The sequence below is a fragment of the Paenarthrobacter sp. TRD_SC_7 genome, from assembly GCF_056156245.1.
Map to the genome: position 1 here is coordinate 3,731,619 of NZ_CM149587.1, position 16,189 is coordinate 3,747,807.

Below are 16,189 nucleotides of genomic sequence, written 5' to 3' on the forward strand. Positions count from 1 at the left end.
CTAGGTGGCAAAACGGCCTTGCACAGACCGATTTGGGGCAGTCTAGGTGGTGATTTGGGCGAAACTAGGTACTGGCACGATGCGTCTAGGTGGTGGGGCTGTTCGAATATTGGGCGATCCATGGCACGCTCCTTCAGCTCTGCGGGTGGATTACTTCCCACGCTACGGAGAACTGGAAGTGAATTACATGGGTGTAATTCACTATGTGGATATATGTTCTACGACCAGAAGCAGCCATAGAAGATATGTTCTATCTAAGGGCAGACAAAAAACAGGGCCGGTCAGTGACCGGCCCTGTTTTTGAGTTATCCGAAGACTAGATAGCCTGGATGTTTACTGCCTGGGGACCCTTGGGGCCCTGCTCGACGTCGAAGGAAACCTTCTGGTTCTCTTCGAGGGAGCGGTAGCCCGAGGAGTTGATCGCAGAGTAGTGAGCGAAAACGTCCTGGCTGCCATCTTCAGGAGAGATGAAGCCGAAGCCCTTTTCGGAGTTGAACCATTTCACGGTACCTGTAGCCATTTTTTCAGTCCTTACTGAAGGTGGAGATTGTCCCGACTTTCGGGTCTCCGGGTGTGGGGTGTTCTCCACAGTTACTTCAGAAAGTCACGATCCGGAAGGATCGTGGGGACTGCCTGAACTACCAAATGCCAAACACAACAACACCGTCAAGTCTACATACATCTGAGCAGATAGCTAGTGCTGGGAAATATTTATCCATCCGGTGTTGATCGGAAGACTCAAAAAGTGTCCGTGATCTGCCTTAGCCTGTGAATGAGGAGACCGGCAGCAAGCCGGTACAGACCCGGACCGTCGAGAGATCACATGGACTTCTACGCCATCAACGCGCTGCGTGAGAACCACGCAGGTTGGGCTCTCCTCCGCGCCCAGAACGCCCCGCTGGCACTGGACTTCTTCATGGCAGCTTTCACAGACCCCAACCAACGCAACGTCGGCCGCCAGCAACTGATTGATACTTTGGACGACACATTGTTCGGCGTCCGGGAATCCTTCGGCGAGGACAGGTTCCCCCGCAGCGCATCAGAGTATCTTGACGACTGGGCAGCACCGGAGCGAGCCTGGCTGCGCAAGTACTATGTTCCCGGAGAGGACGAGCCCCACTACGATCTCACAGCCGCGGCAGAGGACGTCGTCAGGTGGGTGGAGACCCTTAGGGGCCGTGAGTTCGTGGCCACGCAATCCAGGCTCACCAGCATCTTCGCGGTCCTGAAAACCCTAGTGCAGCAATCGGAGACCGACCCAGAGGTACGGCTTGCCGAGCTGCAGCAGCAAAGGGACCAGATAGACAATGAGATGCAGCGGATCCGTGCCGGCGACGTCAAGGTCATGAGCGGCCCCGAGGCTCTGGATCATTTCCAGCAGCTCACGGCGCTGGCCAAGGACTTGCTCTCCGATTTCCGGGAGGTCGAACAGAACTTCCGGAAATTGGACCGCCAAGTCCGCGAGCAGATCGCCACGTGGGACGGCAGCCAGGGCGAACTGCTGGACACGATCTTCGCAAATCAGCAGGACATAGGCAGTTCCCTCCAAGGCCGCACGTTCCAGGGCTTCTGGGACTACCTCATGTCGCCCCAGCTGCGGAACGAGCTGAACGACCTTCTCCAGCGAGCCACTCAGATCGAGGCGTTGTCGCAAGCGGACAACCTCAACTCCATCACCAACCTTCACCAGGACTGGTTGCCTGCGGTTGAGCAGACACAGAGCACAGTGCGGCAACTCTCCCAACAGATGCGCAGGCTTTTGGATGACAAGGTCTTCCTTGAGAACAAACGCATCATGCAACTGATCCGAAGCGTCGAGGCGACTGCACTGGACACACGCGACCACCCGCCGTCGAGCGTTTCAATGGACATCGATACACCGTCGGTGGACGTCGCCTTGCCGTTCGAACGGCCGCTTTACGAGCCTGGCAGCCGCGTGATGGTGATGGACGAGGTGGTCACCGCGGATGATCAGGACCTGGATGCGAGCGCGCTGTTCAGCCAATTCCACGTGGACAGGGAGCGTCTGAAGTCGAACATCGACGACGTCCTTGAACAAGCGGACCAGGCAACGCTCGCAGACATCACCGCCGCACATCCATTGACCCAGGGGCTCGCGGAGCTGGTGCAGTATTACCAGCTGGCGGTCGATTCGGACTGGGCCACTATCGATGCGGAAACAACCCAGAACCTCCAGTGGCAGCTCCCGGATGGCACGCTAAAAGAGGCAACCATTGACCAGATCATCTTCGTGAGGCCGGTATGACAACCGAAACAGCAAGCACCCCCGAGGAACTGCCCGCTGTCGTGACCAGGCTCTTCAAGGGCGTGGTGTACGCGGAGGCTGACCATAAGATCTGGCAGTCGCTGATCACGCTCACGTCCCAGGTCAGGGATTACGTTGCCGTGCTGGGCCTCAACCTGATCCTGGACGAGTCGGAGGGCTACGCCTTTCTGAAGTCGCGCGAGGATCCTGAGGGCACGCTCCCGCGGCTCATCCCCCGAAGGCAACTCACGTTCGATGTCAGCCTGCTGCTCGCCCTCCTCCGGAAGCGGATGCTGGAGTTCGACACCAACAGCAGCGAGCTCCGTCTCATCATGTCCGAGGCCGAAATCAAGGACATGGTCTCAGTTTTCCTGCCCGAGTCCAGCAATGAGGCCCGGATCCTGGACCGATTGGGGACCAACATCAAGAAGGTTGTGGAGCTCGGTTTCCTCCGGAGATTGAAGGGCGAAACGGAAGCGTATGAGGTGATGCGCATTTTGAAGGCTTACGTCGACGCGCAGTGGCTGGAAGAGTTCGACGCGCGGTTGGCTGACTATCGTGACTCCCTCACCGGAAGCAAGTGACCATGACCACTGACATCCAGGACACGCTGTTCAGCATCGAAGACACCACAGAAAAGGCGCACGACGGCGGCCTGCCGCCCGGGTTCCGACTTCAGCGTTTGGAACTGCTCAACTGGGGCACGTTCCACGGCGGGGTGCGGACCTTCCGTTTGGATGGCGCCAACAGCCTGCTGACCGGCGATATCGGTTCAGGGAAGTCAACTGTGGTGGACGCGATCACGACGCTCCTTCTGCCGGCCAATCGCATCGAGTACAACAAGGCCGCAGGCGCGCAAAAGCGGGAACGCACACTAATGTCCTATGTGAGGGGCTTCCACAAGAGCACCCGGAGCACCGGTGGCGAGTACTCCAAGCCCGTGGCGCTGCGGGCGCCGGGAACGTTGTCAGTGGTTCTCGGCGTCTTTCACAACGCTGTGCTCCAGAAGACCGTGACACTGGCTATTACCCTCTGGACGATGCAGGAAGCCGGGCAGCCAACACGGTTCTACTCTTTGGCCGAGAAGGAGCAGTCGATCGCTGAGGACTTCTCCAACTTCGGTCAGGATCCCGCGAAGCTGAAGAAGAAGCTACGCGCGGAGGGCGTCACCGTTCACGACACCTTCGATCCGTATGCAGCGGCGTTCAAGCGACACTTTGGCATCAGCGGCAATCAGGCCATGGAGCTGTTCCACCGCACGGTCTCGATGAAGCAAGTGGAGAACATCACCCATTTCGTCCGGACCAACATGCTGGAAGACGATGACGTCGAAGCGAGGATCAGCAAGCTGATCGGCCACTTTGACGATCTCAAGAAGGCACACGAAGCCGTGGTCCGGGCGAAGGACCAGATCGAGCTGCTGAAGCCGATCCGAGAGGGCGCGGCCACGCATCAGAAGCTCAGCGCGGAGGAAGGCCAAGCCCGCCAACAACGCGATCAGCTGCATTCCTGGTTCACAGACCAACAGCTGACACTGAGCCTGGAACATCAGGATGAGTTGGAGCGAACAGGGCAGAAGCTTCGCGAGGACAGCACCCAGCTGAGCTCTGACATTGCCCGTCTGCGGCACGAACTCGCGATCGTGCAAGAGGACATCCGGACCAGCGGTGGCGGCAGGCTTTCTGCCATCGACGCTGAAGTGGCGCAACTTGATGAGGCGTCCCAAACGCAACGCAAGCGCTTCGAGCAGTACACGAGTGCCGCCGTCGAACTTGGATTGGACACTCCCGAAGACCGAGTGCTGTTCGATGCTAACCGGCAACGCTTGAGCCAGGTTGAGCAGAACCTCGCCGCCCAGGGTGAGGAGCTGCAAGACCGGCGAACGGCTCTGCATTCGGAGCTGAGGGAGCTGGCCGCGCGCAGGGAGGACCTCGACGCCGAACTGGCCAGCCTTGGCTCCCGACAGACTCTGTTGGCTCGTCCGCAGTTGGAGCTCCGGCGTCGTATTTGTGAGGGCACGGGCATCGCGGAGTCGGTGCTCCCCTACTCTGCCGAATTGTTGCGCGTCCGCGACGGCGAGGCCGAGTGGGAAGGCGCGGCTGAACGCACGCTGAGGAGCTTTGCGCTCCAGCTGCTGGTCTCCGCTGAGCACTATGCCGCGGTGAGCTCATGGGTTGACGCGAATGATCTCAAGGGCAAGCTGGTGTACCGACGGATCGGTGACTCGTACCCGCAACGGCCTCCAACACCCGGGACGCTGGGCGCGAAGATCGCAATTAAGCAGGGCACGCCGTTCCGCGATTTCCTGCTGGATGAACTCAGCACCAGGTTCGATTACGTCTGCTGCGACACCATGGAGGACTTCCGCCGGCATCCCAAGGCGCTGACGGTTAATGGTCAGTTGAAGGGCTCGCGGGGAAGGCATGAGAAGGACGACCGCACGGGCCTGACGGACCGGCGCACGTTTGTTCTGGGCTGGGACAACCACGAGAAGATCGTGCGGATTCGGGCTGAGCGGGACGACGTTGATGGCAAGCATCGCAGCGTCGGGACGCAACTGGCGAAGGTGGACGCGTCGCTGGGTGACGCTGCCCGGCTGAACCGCTTGCTGGGCAATGTTGGATCCGTGACCGAGTTCTCGGAGATCAGCTGGCAAGTGACCGCTCGCCGCGTCCAAGAGCTCAAGGATGAGAAGCTGCAACTCCAGCAGGCGAGCAGCGTGCTGCAACAGCTGACGGTCAAGGAGTCCGAGATCGCTGCCAGGATCGAGAAGCTTCAGGAGCGCTCTGACAAGGTCCGCGAGCGAATTGGGGCCAACGACAAGGACGCCAGGGACATCGCAGCGGTGATCGAGGAATGTCGCCTGACCTTGCACGAACAACCGATAACGGACGACGGCGACGTACTGGCTGCCGTAGCACGGCTCACCGCCAAGGCACTCGGTGAAAAGTCGCTCACCTACCGGAATACAGTTTCTACGGAGAGTTCTGTCCGTTCCGGGCTGACCGGAACGATTGATGCGTTGACCAAAAAGATCGCGACGGCCGCGGCCTCTACGGTCAGGCTCATGGCCGACTTCCGGAACAATTATCCAAACGAGACCACAGACATCGACGCGACGCTGGAGGCTGCAGAGGAGTTCAACCGGCTCCTCGAACAGCTGGAGCGTGATGACCTTCCCAGGTTCGAGGCCCGCTTCAAGGATTCGCTGACGCAGAACACCATCCATGAAGTGGTGGCCTTCAACGCATTCCTGGACAGCCGCCGGCAGGACATCGTGAACCGGATCAGCGAGATCAACCTGTCCTTGGCGGAGATCGAGTACAACCCAGGCAGGCACATTCAACTGGAGCATCAGAATTCCACGGACTTGGATGTGCGGCAGTTCGGGATCGACCTGAGGGCTTGTTCCGAGGGCACCATTGGCGATGATGATCAGTACTCGGAGCAGAAGTACCTGCAGGTGGAACGGCTGATCGAGCGTTTCCGTGGCCGTGAAGGGTTCACCACCTTGGACGAGCGATGGACGGCCAAGGTAACGGACGTGCGGAACTGGTTTACGTTCTCGGCATCGGAAAAGTGGACCGAGACCGGCGAGGAATTTGAGCACTTCACGGATTCGGGCGGCAAGTCCGGCGGACAGAAAGAGAAGCTCGCCTATACGATCCTTGCTGCTGCCTTGGCTTTCCAGTTTGGATTGGCTTCGGTTAGAGGCGCCTCACGCTCCAGCGCAGGCGTTCCTGCCAAGGGGAGGAGCTTCCGGTTTGTGGTGATCGACGAAGCGTTTGGTCGTGGCTCTGACGAGTCCGCCCGTTACGGGATGGAACTCTTCCAGCGGATGAAACTGCAGTTGCTGATCGTCACACCACTTCAGAAGATCAACGTCATCGAGCCGTTTGTGGCACACGTGGGCTTCGTCGCCAACACCAACGGCAACGACTCTCAATTGCGCAACATGACCATCACCGAGTATCGCGAGGAACGGGAGAAGCGTGCCGGCTAAGTCTGCTCCTGCTCATCGCTGGACGACGTTGGCAGGGTTGCGGTCGCTGTCTGCAACCGCATGGGACCGTGGTCAACTGCTGCGCGAGGCTCTGGAACCGACTGACTTGTATCCCCGGCGTCGCGCGTTGAAGCGACCCTCCGCAACGGAACTGCGGGACCACTACGCTGCCGCCCGCGAATGGGCTGCCGAACTGTTCGCCGCGGCAGGGCGGTACAGTCTGGAAACGGTCGACGTCGGCCGCACCACTATCGGATCCAACCAGCTTCCCGCCGTGGCCATGTTTGATTCGGTGGAGGACGAGGTTGCGTTCATTGGTAAGTCGCGGGAGTTGGAGCGCTTCAGTTCTCTCACTTCTTCGCTTGTAGCTCTTGATCCCGCTCTTACGGGGTGGGCTTTGAAGAGGCCACTTGCGCTGTTGGAGCTGGGCGACGCGGCATTGACTGCTGCACGAGTGGCAATGTGGCTGCGCGACAACCCCTCCCCCGGTGTTTATGTGCGGCAGTTGAGCCTGTCTGGGGTTCACACGAAGTTCATCGAGTCGCGCCGACGGACAATTGATGAGATGGCGGGGGTGTTGGGGCCATCGGAAGGTTCGGATCTGGCCGACGGCGCGGCGCCTGACGACGAGCTGCTTAAGGTGGTCGATTCTCCGGTTGTTGATGAGTCCTTGCTGGGACGACCGATCGCGCGAACACCCGCCGCACGGTTCGCGGAGCGCCACGGCTTCCTCCACCAGCCGGAGCAGGTCCGATTCCGCGTATTGGATTCAGGGATCCCGTTGCTGGGTGACGCCCGGGACATTACGGTGACGGCCTCCGCGTTCGAGTCGCTGAGACTTCCGGTGAGCACAGTGATCATCACCGAGAACCTCGTGAACTTCCTGGCCCTCCCAGATCGGGCAGACACGCTGGCAATTTTCGGCGCCGGCTACGGCTTCTCATCCCTCCGGGATGCGGCGTGGCTGCAGGACTGTGAGGTTCTGTACTGGGGTGACCTGGACACCCATGGCTTCCGCATTCTGGACCAATTGCGGTCAGTCCATCCGCACGTGTTGAGCGTACTGATGGACGAGGAAACCCTGCTTGCGCATCGGGATGCGTGGGGTGTGGAGGCGTCGCCTTCAAAGGCTGTGTTGGGGCGGCTGACATCTGGCGAGGCTCGCGTCTACGAGGGTCTGCAGTCGGGCTCGTATGGGGATGGGGTACGGCTGGAGCAGGAGCTGGTTAGGTGGGAGTGGGCGCTGGATAGGCTAAGGGTTGAACAGTGAGCTGTTACGTAGAGTTAGTGCCGGAGGTTCTTGATGACAAACGCTGAAAGCAGTCAAACGGCAAGCCGTGATGTCACCTTCATGGCTCCCCAAGTGTTCGACGCCATGATGGCGACCATTGACGTGCCTGAAGCCTGCGACGAACTCGAAACTCTGTCCGGGCTCCCCGCCTTATAGATGATCGGCGCACCCCAGCGTAAAGTTCATCCATGGCAGCTTCCGGGCCTTCCTTCTTTTGGCAGCGTTCTTTGGCAGAGCCGGCATAAAGGCACGGTCATCAAAGCCTTGGGTCCGGACGTGAATGCCGTCACTAAGGTAGGAGGACAACCAAATGCAGATGCCCAGCCCTCGGACGCCGATAAGGAACGCTTCCGTTCGGTGCTGCCCGATCACCCGGATGTCATCGTCAAGCCGATGTTCGGCAATCTTGGCGCCTTCGTGAATGGCAACATGTTTGCTGGTCTGTTCGGCCCCACCATCGGCGTCCGCCTTTCCGAGGCTGACAAAGCTGAGCTCGAGGCTGATCATCAAACTCAACCGTTCGGCCCTGAAGAACGTCCTATGGGCGGATACACAGGTCTTCCCGAAGCTTGGAACGATGACGCTGATAAGGCCGAGCCCTGGGTGGCCAAAGCCTTTGACCATGTGGCCTCGTTACCGCCGAAGGCGCCAAAGTCGCGTCCGTCCAAGAAGTAACAACTGCTCGCCCAACCAGCGTTGCCGGCCCCTCGCGAAACCCGCCGTTTCGTGCTGAGATCAAGCCATGGCTTCGATGAATGGACGAACAGCGCTCGTAACCGGCGCTACAGGTGGTCTTGCGAAGGCCATCGCCACAGCAATGGCAAGTGAAGGAGCCACCGTCGTCGTGGTTGGACGGACAGAAGCTCGGGCAGAAGAGGCTATGCGCGACATCCGGGCGGCCGCCCCGCACGCGATCCTGGAACCCCTTGCCTGCGATCTCTCAAGCCAGGCGTCAATCCGCGCGGCGGGTGAGGAGTTCCTTTCCCGCCACGATGAGCTGCACGTACTCGTCAACGCGGCCGGCGTTTTCCGCAAGGAACGCCACGTGACCGCGGATGGCCTCGAGCTCACGTTCGCTACCAACGTGATGGGTTACTTCCTTCTTACGAATCTGCTCCTTGATGCGCTCAAGCGGGGCGCGATCAGGGATGAGGCGCAGCCATCGCGGATCGTAAACATCGCCTCCAAGTATTCGGGCGGGCCCTCAATGACCAAGATTGATTTCGACGACCTGCAAACCGCGAAAGGCAGCTACAGCTACCTGCGCTCAACCCCGCCAACAATGCTTGGCCGGGTCCTGTTGACACAAGAATTCGCGGAGCGCCTTCGTGGATCAAACGTGGTCGCCAACGCAGTGCATCCGGGCCTCGTCAAGCACACGGGTCTTCTGCAGGACGTTGGGGGGCCGTTCCGCTGGGTGACAAACACCTTCGGCAAGTCCGCAGAGAAAGCAGCCGACACACCCGTCTGGTTGGCCACCTCGCCAGAAATTGCGGCGGTTTCCGGCAAGCTCTGGGCGAAGCGCAAGGAACTGCCCACGCCGGGCATGGGCTCTGATCCCGCCGCCCGGAAGCGACTGTGGGAAGAGTGCACGCGGCTGTCGAAAATCTTGTGACATGGGCATTGTCGCCGTAGAGGATGCCCTTCGAAACATCCGCCAATGGAGAACATCGACGACGGCGACCCCACCTTTTGCAGGTGAGCCCACCGAACGTCCGGCGAAAGCAGCGTCCTCTAGACTTCCTCCAGCTCCAACTGCGGCGCCGGCTTCCGGAACCCGCGGGTCAGTAAGGCAAGATAGATCAACCCGACGCCCGCCCAAGCGAGCCCGAACGTGAACGACAACCCACTCAGGCTCGTCCACAACCAGGCTGTCAAGGCAAAGCCAATGCCCGGCAGTACGAGGTTGTGAACTACCCCGCGGGTTCCACGGGCTTTCTCATCGATGAAGTAGTGCTTGATCACGGCCAGGTTGACCACAGAGAACGCGACCAGCGCCCCAAAGCTAATCAGCGACGAGATTGTCAGGAGATCCAGCACGAAGGCCAGAAATGAAACGGCTGACGTCAAAAGAATCGGAAGCACGGGTGTGCGGAATCGAGCGTGGAGCCGACCTAATGCAGCAGGGAACACACCACTACGACCCATCGAGTGAATGATTCGCGAAACAGACGCCTGAGACGTCAGCGCCGATCCAAGACTTCCTGCAATGTATGCGGCGGTGAAGAAGGCGACCAGTAGATTTCCGCCGGCTGCGCCAATAACTTCGATGGCCGCTGCATCCACATCATTGAATGTGCTGACCGGCAGTACAAGGTGGCTGATGTACGCGAGTCCAAGGAAGATCACGCCGGCCAGCACGGTGGTCAGCATGATGGCCTTGGGCAGGTTGCGTTTCGGATCCTTGGTCTCCTCAGCGAAGGTGGAAACGGCGTCGAAACCCAGGTAGGACAGGCACAAAATCGCGGAGCCAGCCAGAATCGGCGAGACGCCCTCGGCCCCACTGACGCCGGTAAACGGGGCCATCAAGTCGAGGTTGCCGGCACCAGTAATAGATGACAGTCCCAGCGCCACGAACAGCACGATGAAGAGCGCTTGGAGCCCTACGACCACGAAGTTGGCCTTGGCAATCGCGGTGATACCCAAGATGTTCAGAACGGTCACGGCCAGGATTGAGACGATCATGAAAACCCACGCCGGTATGGCTGGGAAGGCCGCATTCATGTAGATGCCGATCAGCAGGTAGTTGATCATCGGCAGCAACAGGTAGTCCAGCAGCAGGGACCATCCAGCCATAAAGCCAAGACCGGGTCCAAACGATCGTGTCGCGTAGGTGTAGGCCGATCCCCCGAACGGGAAGGCTTGCGCCATCCGGCCGTACGAGCGCGCGGTGAAGAGCATGACCACCAGCGTCACGGCATAGGCGGCCGAGAGACGCCCGCCCGTCAACTCAACGACGATGCCGTAGGTGCTGAAGATCGTCAGCGGCACCATGTAGACCAAGCCCAGCAACACCAGAGACGGAACGCCGAGAACGCGGCGCCAGCCCTGAGCTGGAGACTGAGCAGATGTTGGCCCCACAGGCCTCTCGCCTGCCGGTGTATCAGTATCGAACGTGGGAGTCATGGGGATCCTAAGGCTAATGACGGGGAGCTGGGGAACTCGGCCGAGCTGGGATCGCCAGCCCTTCGCGAACCGGGGAGGAGAATCCGGCATAAGTCATAAATGAATGGCGTTCGTTTATTAAAGCGGTGAGCCGGATCACAGTCAATATGTGACGGTGCGCACCGCGACTTTGGCCAACGACACCGACATGATGATCTCGCGCACCTGCCCACGACCGTGGGTGGTGAGAGACCAGGCAACGTTGAAGCGAAATCATCCCAGGAAACGGCAGCCACGCCCCCGCCTACTGGCTGGTGCTGGCCACTGGAAGTCGGCAAGGCGGGCCGGACTACCGCAACAAACGCCCACACCCGCGAGAGTCTCCCATCTCCCGCGGCCCGTCTTGCCTGTAACCCTCTGCTCGCGGGTACCGGCGGCCACAACATCCACCTCCGCGATTTCGGCCGCCGCGGCATGCACCTTCACGGGCACGCGGAAACGTCGACGACGGGGCCTTAGCAGGCCTCTCCCCCTAGCCCCTCCCCAAGCGTATGGTTCACCCATGGGAGCAATCCGCGCGTTCTTCCTTCCAGGCAGCGTCCTTCCTGCTGCGCCCGCCTACACCGACCTCATAAAAGCGCTGGGCCCTGACGTCGACGCGTTTGCGAAGGACCTGGACCTCTACGAGGCCGACGAGCCGCCACCCGGTTGGTCCCTTGATACAGAGGTCGATGGAGTCCTCCGCGAAGCAGACGCCAAACAATGGGACACGTTCCACCTTGTCGGCTACTCGGGTGGCGGGGCTGCAGCCCTCGCCTTCGCCGCCAAGCACCCCGAGCGCCTCCTTAGCCTGACCGTTCTGGAACCTGCCTGGGCGGGAGACTGGGATTGGAGCAAAGCACACTCCCGATTCTGGAAGCGGATTGAAGAGCTCGACTCGCTGCCGCCAAAGCAGTTCATGGAGGCCTTCACAAGGCTGGCAGTAAGGCCCGACGTCGTCCTTCCGCCTCCGCCGGCCGGCGACCCGCCGCCGTGGATGGCCAAGCGACCTGCGGGAATTCGAGCGTTCCTGCGTGATTTCGAGAAGTACCACCTGGACCGCGAGCAACTCAGCGCCTTCTCAACACCAGTCCTGTTCATGCTCGGAGGGCTGAGCAACCCGGACCAGTACGGGGACATCGCCGGTCGACTGTCCAGGGTGGTCCAGGATTATCGCGTGGAGGTGTTTGAGGATCGTCACCACTTCGATCCCCCGCACCGGATCGAACCCTATCGGCTCGCTGCTGTTCTGAAGGAACACGGGAACCGCGCGGAGAAGACAACCCCACCGACTGAGCCGGGCGAAGAAGGTTTATTGCGCCGACATATCCCCCACCCCAGGCGTCCCCTCAACCAGGGCGTAGCGCTGCACCACTGCACCCTTCGGCGAGGCGACCACCGGCTCGATGAGTTGTAGGTTCGTCGGAACCACCCCGTCGGCGAAGACCTTCTTCCCGCCACCGAGGAGGATCGGATGCACCCAAAACGTGAGCCGATCGAAGAGCCGCTCGGCGAACAGGATCTGCACGAAGTCGAGACTGCCGATGACGTGGATGTGCTCATGCTTGTCGCGCAGTTCGTACAGGGCAGCCACCACATCAGGACGGAGCTGAGGCGAGCCATCCCACTCAAGGTTCAGCGCCTGACGCGAGGCCACGTATTTCGGGATGCGGTTGAACAGCTGTGTTATGCCGCCGTTCTGGTGCGGCCATTAACCCGCAAAGATGTCGTGGGTACGGCGCCCAAGAAGCAGCACGTCCATTCCCACCATCCCGGATTCGAACTGTTGGCCGACCGCGTCGTCGAACAGAGGCGCCTGCCAGCCGCCAATACCGAAACCATCGGCCGGGTCCTCTTCGGGTCCGCCCGGAGCTTGCGCGACGCCGTCGAGCGTGGTGAGCAGGTTGATGTGGATGAGTCCCATGCGGGGCTCCTTCTCGTCTGCCCGTCGTCACCCCGGCGACGGGATCACTCTGAGGCTTCAACAGGATGCCCTACGAAGCAACGGTCAACGGAGAGCATGGACGACGGCGACCCCACGTGCCGCTGTGACCTCACCAAAGGTCCGGCGATCAGCGCCTCTAGACTTCCTCCAGTTCCAACTGCGGCGCTGGCTTCCGGAACCGCGAGTCAGGAAGGCCAGGTACACCAAGCCCACGCCGGCCCAAGCGAGGCCGAAAGTGAATGACAACCCACTCAGGCTCGTCCACGGTCAGGCCGTCAAGGCGAAACCAATGCCCGGAGGCGGGTGATGAGCTGCCTGACTTCGGGCAGGGACAACTGCCTAGCGAGCCACGGCTGCCGCCGTCGCGTAAATGTCGACGGGCATCCGACGGTGGAGCCTCCACGTGATTGCAATGGGCTTCTCGCCCGTGTGCTCGACGTAATCGACAGGGCCAAGGCACATGTACGGAACCGTGAGGCCAGTTTCGTCGTCGGCGGTATTACGAGTGAACAGCAGGATGTGCGACCCATGAGTTCGGCGGTCCAGGTAACGTTTCCCAGTTGGACTCGTCGGCGATGTGGCATTTTGCGACTCCCAGTGGAATAGCTCTGGGCTGATCGCGTAATCCTTGTACATGGTGGTTGCCGAGTGCTTCCGATCGTCCTTATTAAGCGTGACGAAGAAAGCGTCTGTTGCTGTTGCAGGGCACCAGGCCACGCCCTCACGATGCTGCACGTTCCTCCCTTGTTCCAGCGAGCCATACTGAAGGGCGGCAAGAACTTCCTCACGGCGATAGGTGGCGTGAGTCGATAGTGGGATGTGTTGAAGCCCCGCACCCAAGCCCTTAGCCGAATGCTTTGAGGATGCCACCCCAAGGCGAACGATCTGCCGGATCTCGCTGCACACAAACCCGTAGTTGCGCAGGTGGTCGAGACCGTCGTCGTATGTCTTGAAGCCCCCGCCGTCGTCCCAAAGCGTGTAGAACAACATCCGTGCGAACGTCTGCTCTCGGGGGCCCAGCTCTGCGTAGCGGGGTGCGTCGGCATCCACGAGCATGGAATACGCTTCTGCCCGCTCCGGATCGTCGACGTGGATGAGAGCAGCCATCCGGCCAAGGAGCTTCTTTTCGCCGGCACTTGAACGATCGCGGTGTACACCTTTGAGCACTGACTCAAGACCAGAGAATCCCTCAATGAGCTGAGCTTGGCGAAGGTAGCCAGTCCATGAGTCACGGGTCGAGCGATAGATCGTCTTCAGGTCGTTGCCTGATTCGCGCAAGTATGCGGCCAGATCGACTTCACCATAGGAGGCTACGTCACTGATCAACTGATTCCGATTGAAGCGCAGCTGGGCTTTGATGTTGTCCAACACGACTTTCTGCGCCACACGATCCAGCACAATCTGGGACCCAGACGGAAGATACGGGAATTCTTCCTCGACTGCCTTTTCGAGTTGCTTTCGTCCATAACCGGTAAGTGCTCTATAACGGAGATCGAATCGGAATTCACGTCGCTGTTGCCCAATGAAATCCAAGACCGTTAGTACCGCCTTGTCGTCCGCTCGCCTCAGCCCACGACCCAACTGCTGCAGGAAGACTGTGGCGCTTTGCGTAGGCCGCAGCATGAGGATGGTGTCCACTTCGGGAACGTCAAGGCCCTCATTGAAAATGTCCACGGCGAAAATACAGTTGGTCTCTCGATTGCGAAGCTGTTCCAAAGCGCCAGTACGCTCCGCTTCATGCGTGCCGCCGTCAACCGCAACGGACGGGATGCCGGCGTCGTTGAACACCTTCGACATGTAGTGGGCGTGCTGGACTGAAACGCAGAAGCCGATGGCGCGCATGTGTTCAGTGCCGACGACCTTGTCCCGAAGTTCCCGAATGACCTTCGCGGCGCGGGCATCATTGCCCGTGTACAGCCGGTCGAGTTGCGAGGTGTCGTAGTTACCACGCTTCCACTCCACGTGGCTGAGATCGACATCATCGGAGACACCGAAATAATGGAACGGAACCAGCAGGTCGGCGTCCAATGCGTCCCAAAGACGTAGCTCGCTGGCCGTTCGCCCCTCGAAGAATTCGTTGGCAACGTTGCCACCATCGCCGCGTTCCGGCGTAGCAGTCAGACCTAGGAGCTGCTGAGGTTGCAGGACGTCGAGTAGTTGGCGATATGTAGGTGCCAGCGCATGGTGGAACTCGTCGATGACGACGACGTCGAACTTCTTGGCCTCAAACTTGTCGACCCCAAGCGTCGCAAGAGACTGTACTGAAGCGAAAAGATGCGTCCACCGCTGGGGCCTGTGATCACCCACAAAGAGTTCACCAAAGGCGCCATCCTGCATGACGTTTCGGTAGGTCCGTAAGGATTGCTTCAGGATCTCTTGTCGGTGAGCCACAAAGAGCAGGGTTAAGGGCCTGCCCGCCGCTTCGCAGAGGCGCTTGTAATCTAGCGCTGCGATGACTGTCTTACCTGTCCCGGTGGCGGCGACGAGGAGATTCTTGTTGAATCCCTTTGAGCGCTCAGCTTCGAGGTCTTCAAGCATTTCTTCTTGATGAACAAATGGCACAATTTCGAGGCCTGTGACTGCATCTGGAGCAGCCGTCCGCTTACCACCGTTGCGTTCCAACGCAGCATCCAGTTTGGCGCCGTCACGATCAGGGTCGTAACTCTGGAATGCGCGCTGTTCCCAGTAACTGTCGAAAGTGACCTCGAACTTCTTCAGCAGCGCGGGCGTCGCAACCGAACTCAGACGAACGTTCCATTCAAGACCGTCCAGGAGCGCCGCTTGGCTCAGGTTCGAACTGCCAACATACGCTGTGTCAAAGCCGGTATCCCGACGAAAGAGCCAGGCTTTCGCGTGCAGACGGGTTGCCTGGGTTTCATAGCTGATCTTCACTTCAGCGCCATAACGACGAACGAGCTCGTCGATGGCCCGACGTTCGGTGGCTCCCATGTAAGTGGTCGTGATAACCCTGAACTTCACGCCACGTTCTCTTAGCTGTTCGAGCGCTGGCTGAAGGAGCCTCAGTCCTGTCCACCGCACGAAAGCGCAAAGCAGGTCGACTGTGTTTGCCGATTCAATTTCGGATCGAAGTTCAGCTGCAAGGTTGGGATCTTTCTTGCCATTGGTGAGAAGTGCCGAATCACTGAGCTTCGTGCTGGGGCGTCTCAGCTGTCGTCTTTTCAATGCATCTGATCGATGCAGCGAGAGCAACTGACGGGGACCCGGAGTGATCTGATTGTTCGTTTGTATCTCGGCGAGCAAGCGGTTGGCCAGGGCAACTCGATCTTCGGGCTTCGCGTCCGTGAGTGCGTTTCGAACCGCATCTGCGACGTGCCGGGAGAGAATGTCCGGTGTGTCGTTCTCGTCGACCTCGGTCACTGACGCTTGGAGCTCCGGCACCAGTTCAAGGTTGGCTGCGACTTCTGTTGTGTGAAGAAGTTCGTACAGCCCTTCCAGAAGGTTGTTTCCTGCGGTTCCCCCATTGAATGTATCCACTGCGCCAGGGTATTGGGTGGGTACCTCGTATTCCAACAGCGCCAC

12 protein-coding genes and 1 pseudogene are annotated in these 16,189 nt (G+C 59.8%); 8 read left to right on the forward strand and 5 right to left on the reverse strand.

Going from position 1 to position 16,189, the window contains the following annotated elements; genetic code table 11:
- Nucleotides 1–316: 316 nt before the first annotated feature.
- Entirely contained in the window at nucleotides 317–520 is a 204-nt protein-coding gene (cspE, locus tag AC0J5Z_RS17765; protein ID WP_011773907.1) for a transcription antiterminator/RNA stability regulator CspE, read from the reverse strand.
- A 303-nt stretch (nucleotides 521–823) separates the two neighbouring features.
- Here cspE and AC0J5Z_RS17770 point away from each other — a divergent pair, with 303 nt between their 5' ends.
- The 7 genes and pseudogenes from AC0J5Z_RS17770 (at nucleotide 824) to AC0J5Z_RS17800 (ending at nucleotide 9,175) form a co-directional block, all read left to right on the forward strand.
- Entirely contained in the window at nucleotides 824–2,266 is a 1,443-nt protein-coding gene (locus tag AC0J5Z_RS17770; RefSeq protein ID WP_475034923.1) for a DUF3375 domain-containing protein, read from the forward strand.
- Nucleotides 2,263–2,850, forward strand: a complete 588-nt coding sequence (locus tag AC0J5Z_RS17775) for a DUF4194 domain-containing protein (protein ID WP_475034926.1) — start codon at nucleotides 2,263–2,265, stop codon at nucleotides 2,848–2,850. The genes AC0J5Z_RS17770 and AC0J5Z_RS17775 overlap by 4 nt, the downstream gene beginning before the upstream one ends.
- Nucleotides 2,851–2,852: 2 nt before the next feature.
- Entirely contained in the window at nucleotides 2,853–6,269 is a 3,417-nt protein-coding gene (locus AC0J5Z_RS17780) for an ATP-binding protein (RefSeq protein WP_475034928.1), read from the forward strand.
- Nucleotides 6,259–7,539 carry a Wadjet anti-phage system protein JetD domain-containing protein gene (locus AC0J5Z_RS17785; RefSeq protein WP_475034932.1) on the forward strand — a complete coding sequence of 427 codons (1,281 nt, stop codon included), beginning with the start codon at nucleotides 6,259–6,261 and terminating at the stop codon, nucleotides 7,537–7,539. Before AC0J5Z_RS17780 ends, AC0J5Z_RS17785 begins: the two co-directional genes overlap by 11 nt.
- A 33-nt stretch (nucleotides 7,540–7,572) precedes the next feature.
- Nucleotides 7,573–7,716, forward strand: coding sequence for a hypothetical protein (locus AC0J5Z_RS17790; RefSeq protein WP_475034933.1), 144 nt, complete (start codon nucleotides 7,573–7,575; stop codon nucleotides 7,714–7,716).
- A 154-nt stretch (nucleotides 7,717–7,870) separates the two neighbouring features.
- Nucleotides 7,871–8,235 (forward strand): annotated as a pseudogene (locus AC0J5Z_RS17795) (TfoX/Sxy family protein).
- Between the two features lie 67 nt (nucleotides 8,236–8,302).
- Nucleotides 8,303–9,175 (forward strand): SDR family NAD(P)-dependent oxidoreductase, encoded by an 873-nt coding sequence (locus tag AC0J5Z_RS17800; RefSeq protein WP_475034935.1) that lies wholly within the window; start codon nucleotides 8,303–8,305, stop codon nucleotides 9,173–9,175.
- 119 nt (nucleotides 9,176–9,294) lie between these two features.
- On the opposite strand, the gene AC0J5Z_RS17805 is transcribed toward AC0J5Z_RS17800, so the two are convergent.
- The gene (locus tag AC0J5Z_RS17805) at nucleotides 9,295–10,686 is read right to left on the reverse strand and encodes an APC family permease (protein ID WP_475034937.1); all 1,392 of its coding nucleotides are present in this window, start codon (nucleotides 10,684–10,686) and stop codon (nucleotides 9,295–9,297) included.
- A 541-nt stretch (nucleotides 10,687–11,227) separates the two neighbouring features.
- Between AC0J5Z_RS17805 and AC0J5Z_RS17810 the strand changes: the two genes are divergently transcribed.
- Entirely contained in the window at nucleotides 11,228–12,121 is an 894-nt protein-coding gene (locus AC0J5Z_RS17810) for an alpha/beta fold hydrolase (protein WP_475034939.1), read from the forward strand.
- Here AC0J5Z_RS17810 and AC0J5Z_RS17815 read toward each other — a convergent pair.
- From AC0J5Z_RS17815 to AC0J5Z_RS17825, 3 genes are all read right to left on the reverse strand, one after another.
- A complete protein-coding gene (locus tag AC0J5Z_RS17815) occupies nucleotides 12,017–12,361 on the reverse strand; it encodes a dihydrofolate reductase family protein (protein WP_475034940.1) in 345 nt (114 codons plus the stop codon). The two genes, AC0J5Z_RS17810 and AC0J5Z_RS17815, sit on opposite strands and share 105 nt — an antisense overlap.
- Nucleotides 12,362–12,415: 54 nt before the next feature.
- On the reverse strand, nucleotides 12,416–12,628 hold the full coding sequence (locus AC0J5Z_RS17820) for a hypothetical protein (protein ID WP_475034942.1): 213 nt from the start codon (nucleotides 12,626–12,628) through the stop codon (nucleotides 12,416–12,418).
- A 360-nt stretch (nucleotides 12,629–12,988) separates the two neighbouring features.
- Entirely contained in the window at nucleotides 12,989–16,048 is a 3,060-nt protein-coding gene (locus AC0J5Z_RS17825) for a DEAD/DEAH box helicase (protein ID WP_475039772.1), read from the reverse strand.
- Nucleotides 16,049–16,189: the final 141 nt, after the last annotated feature.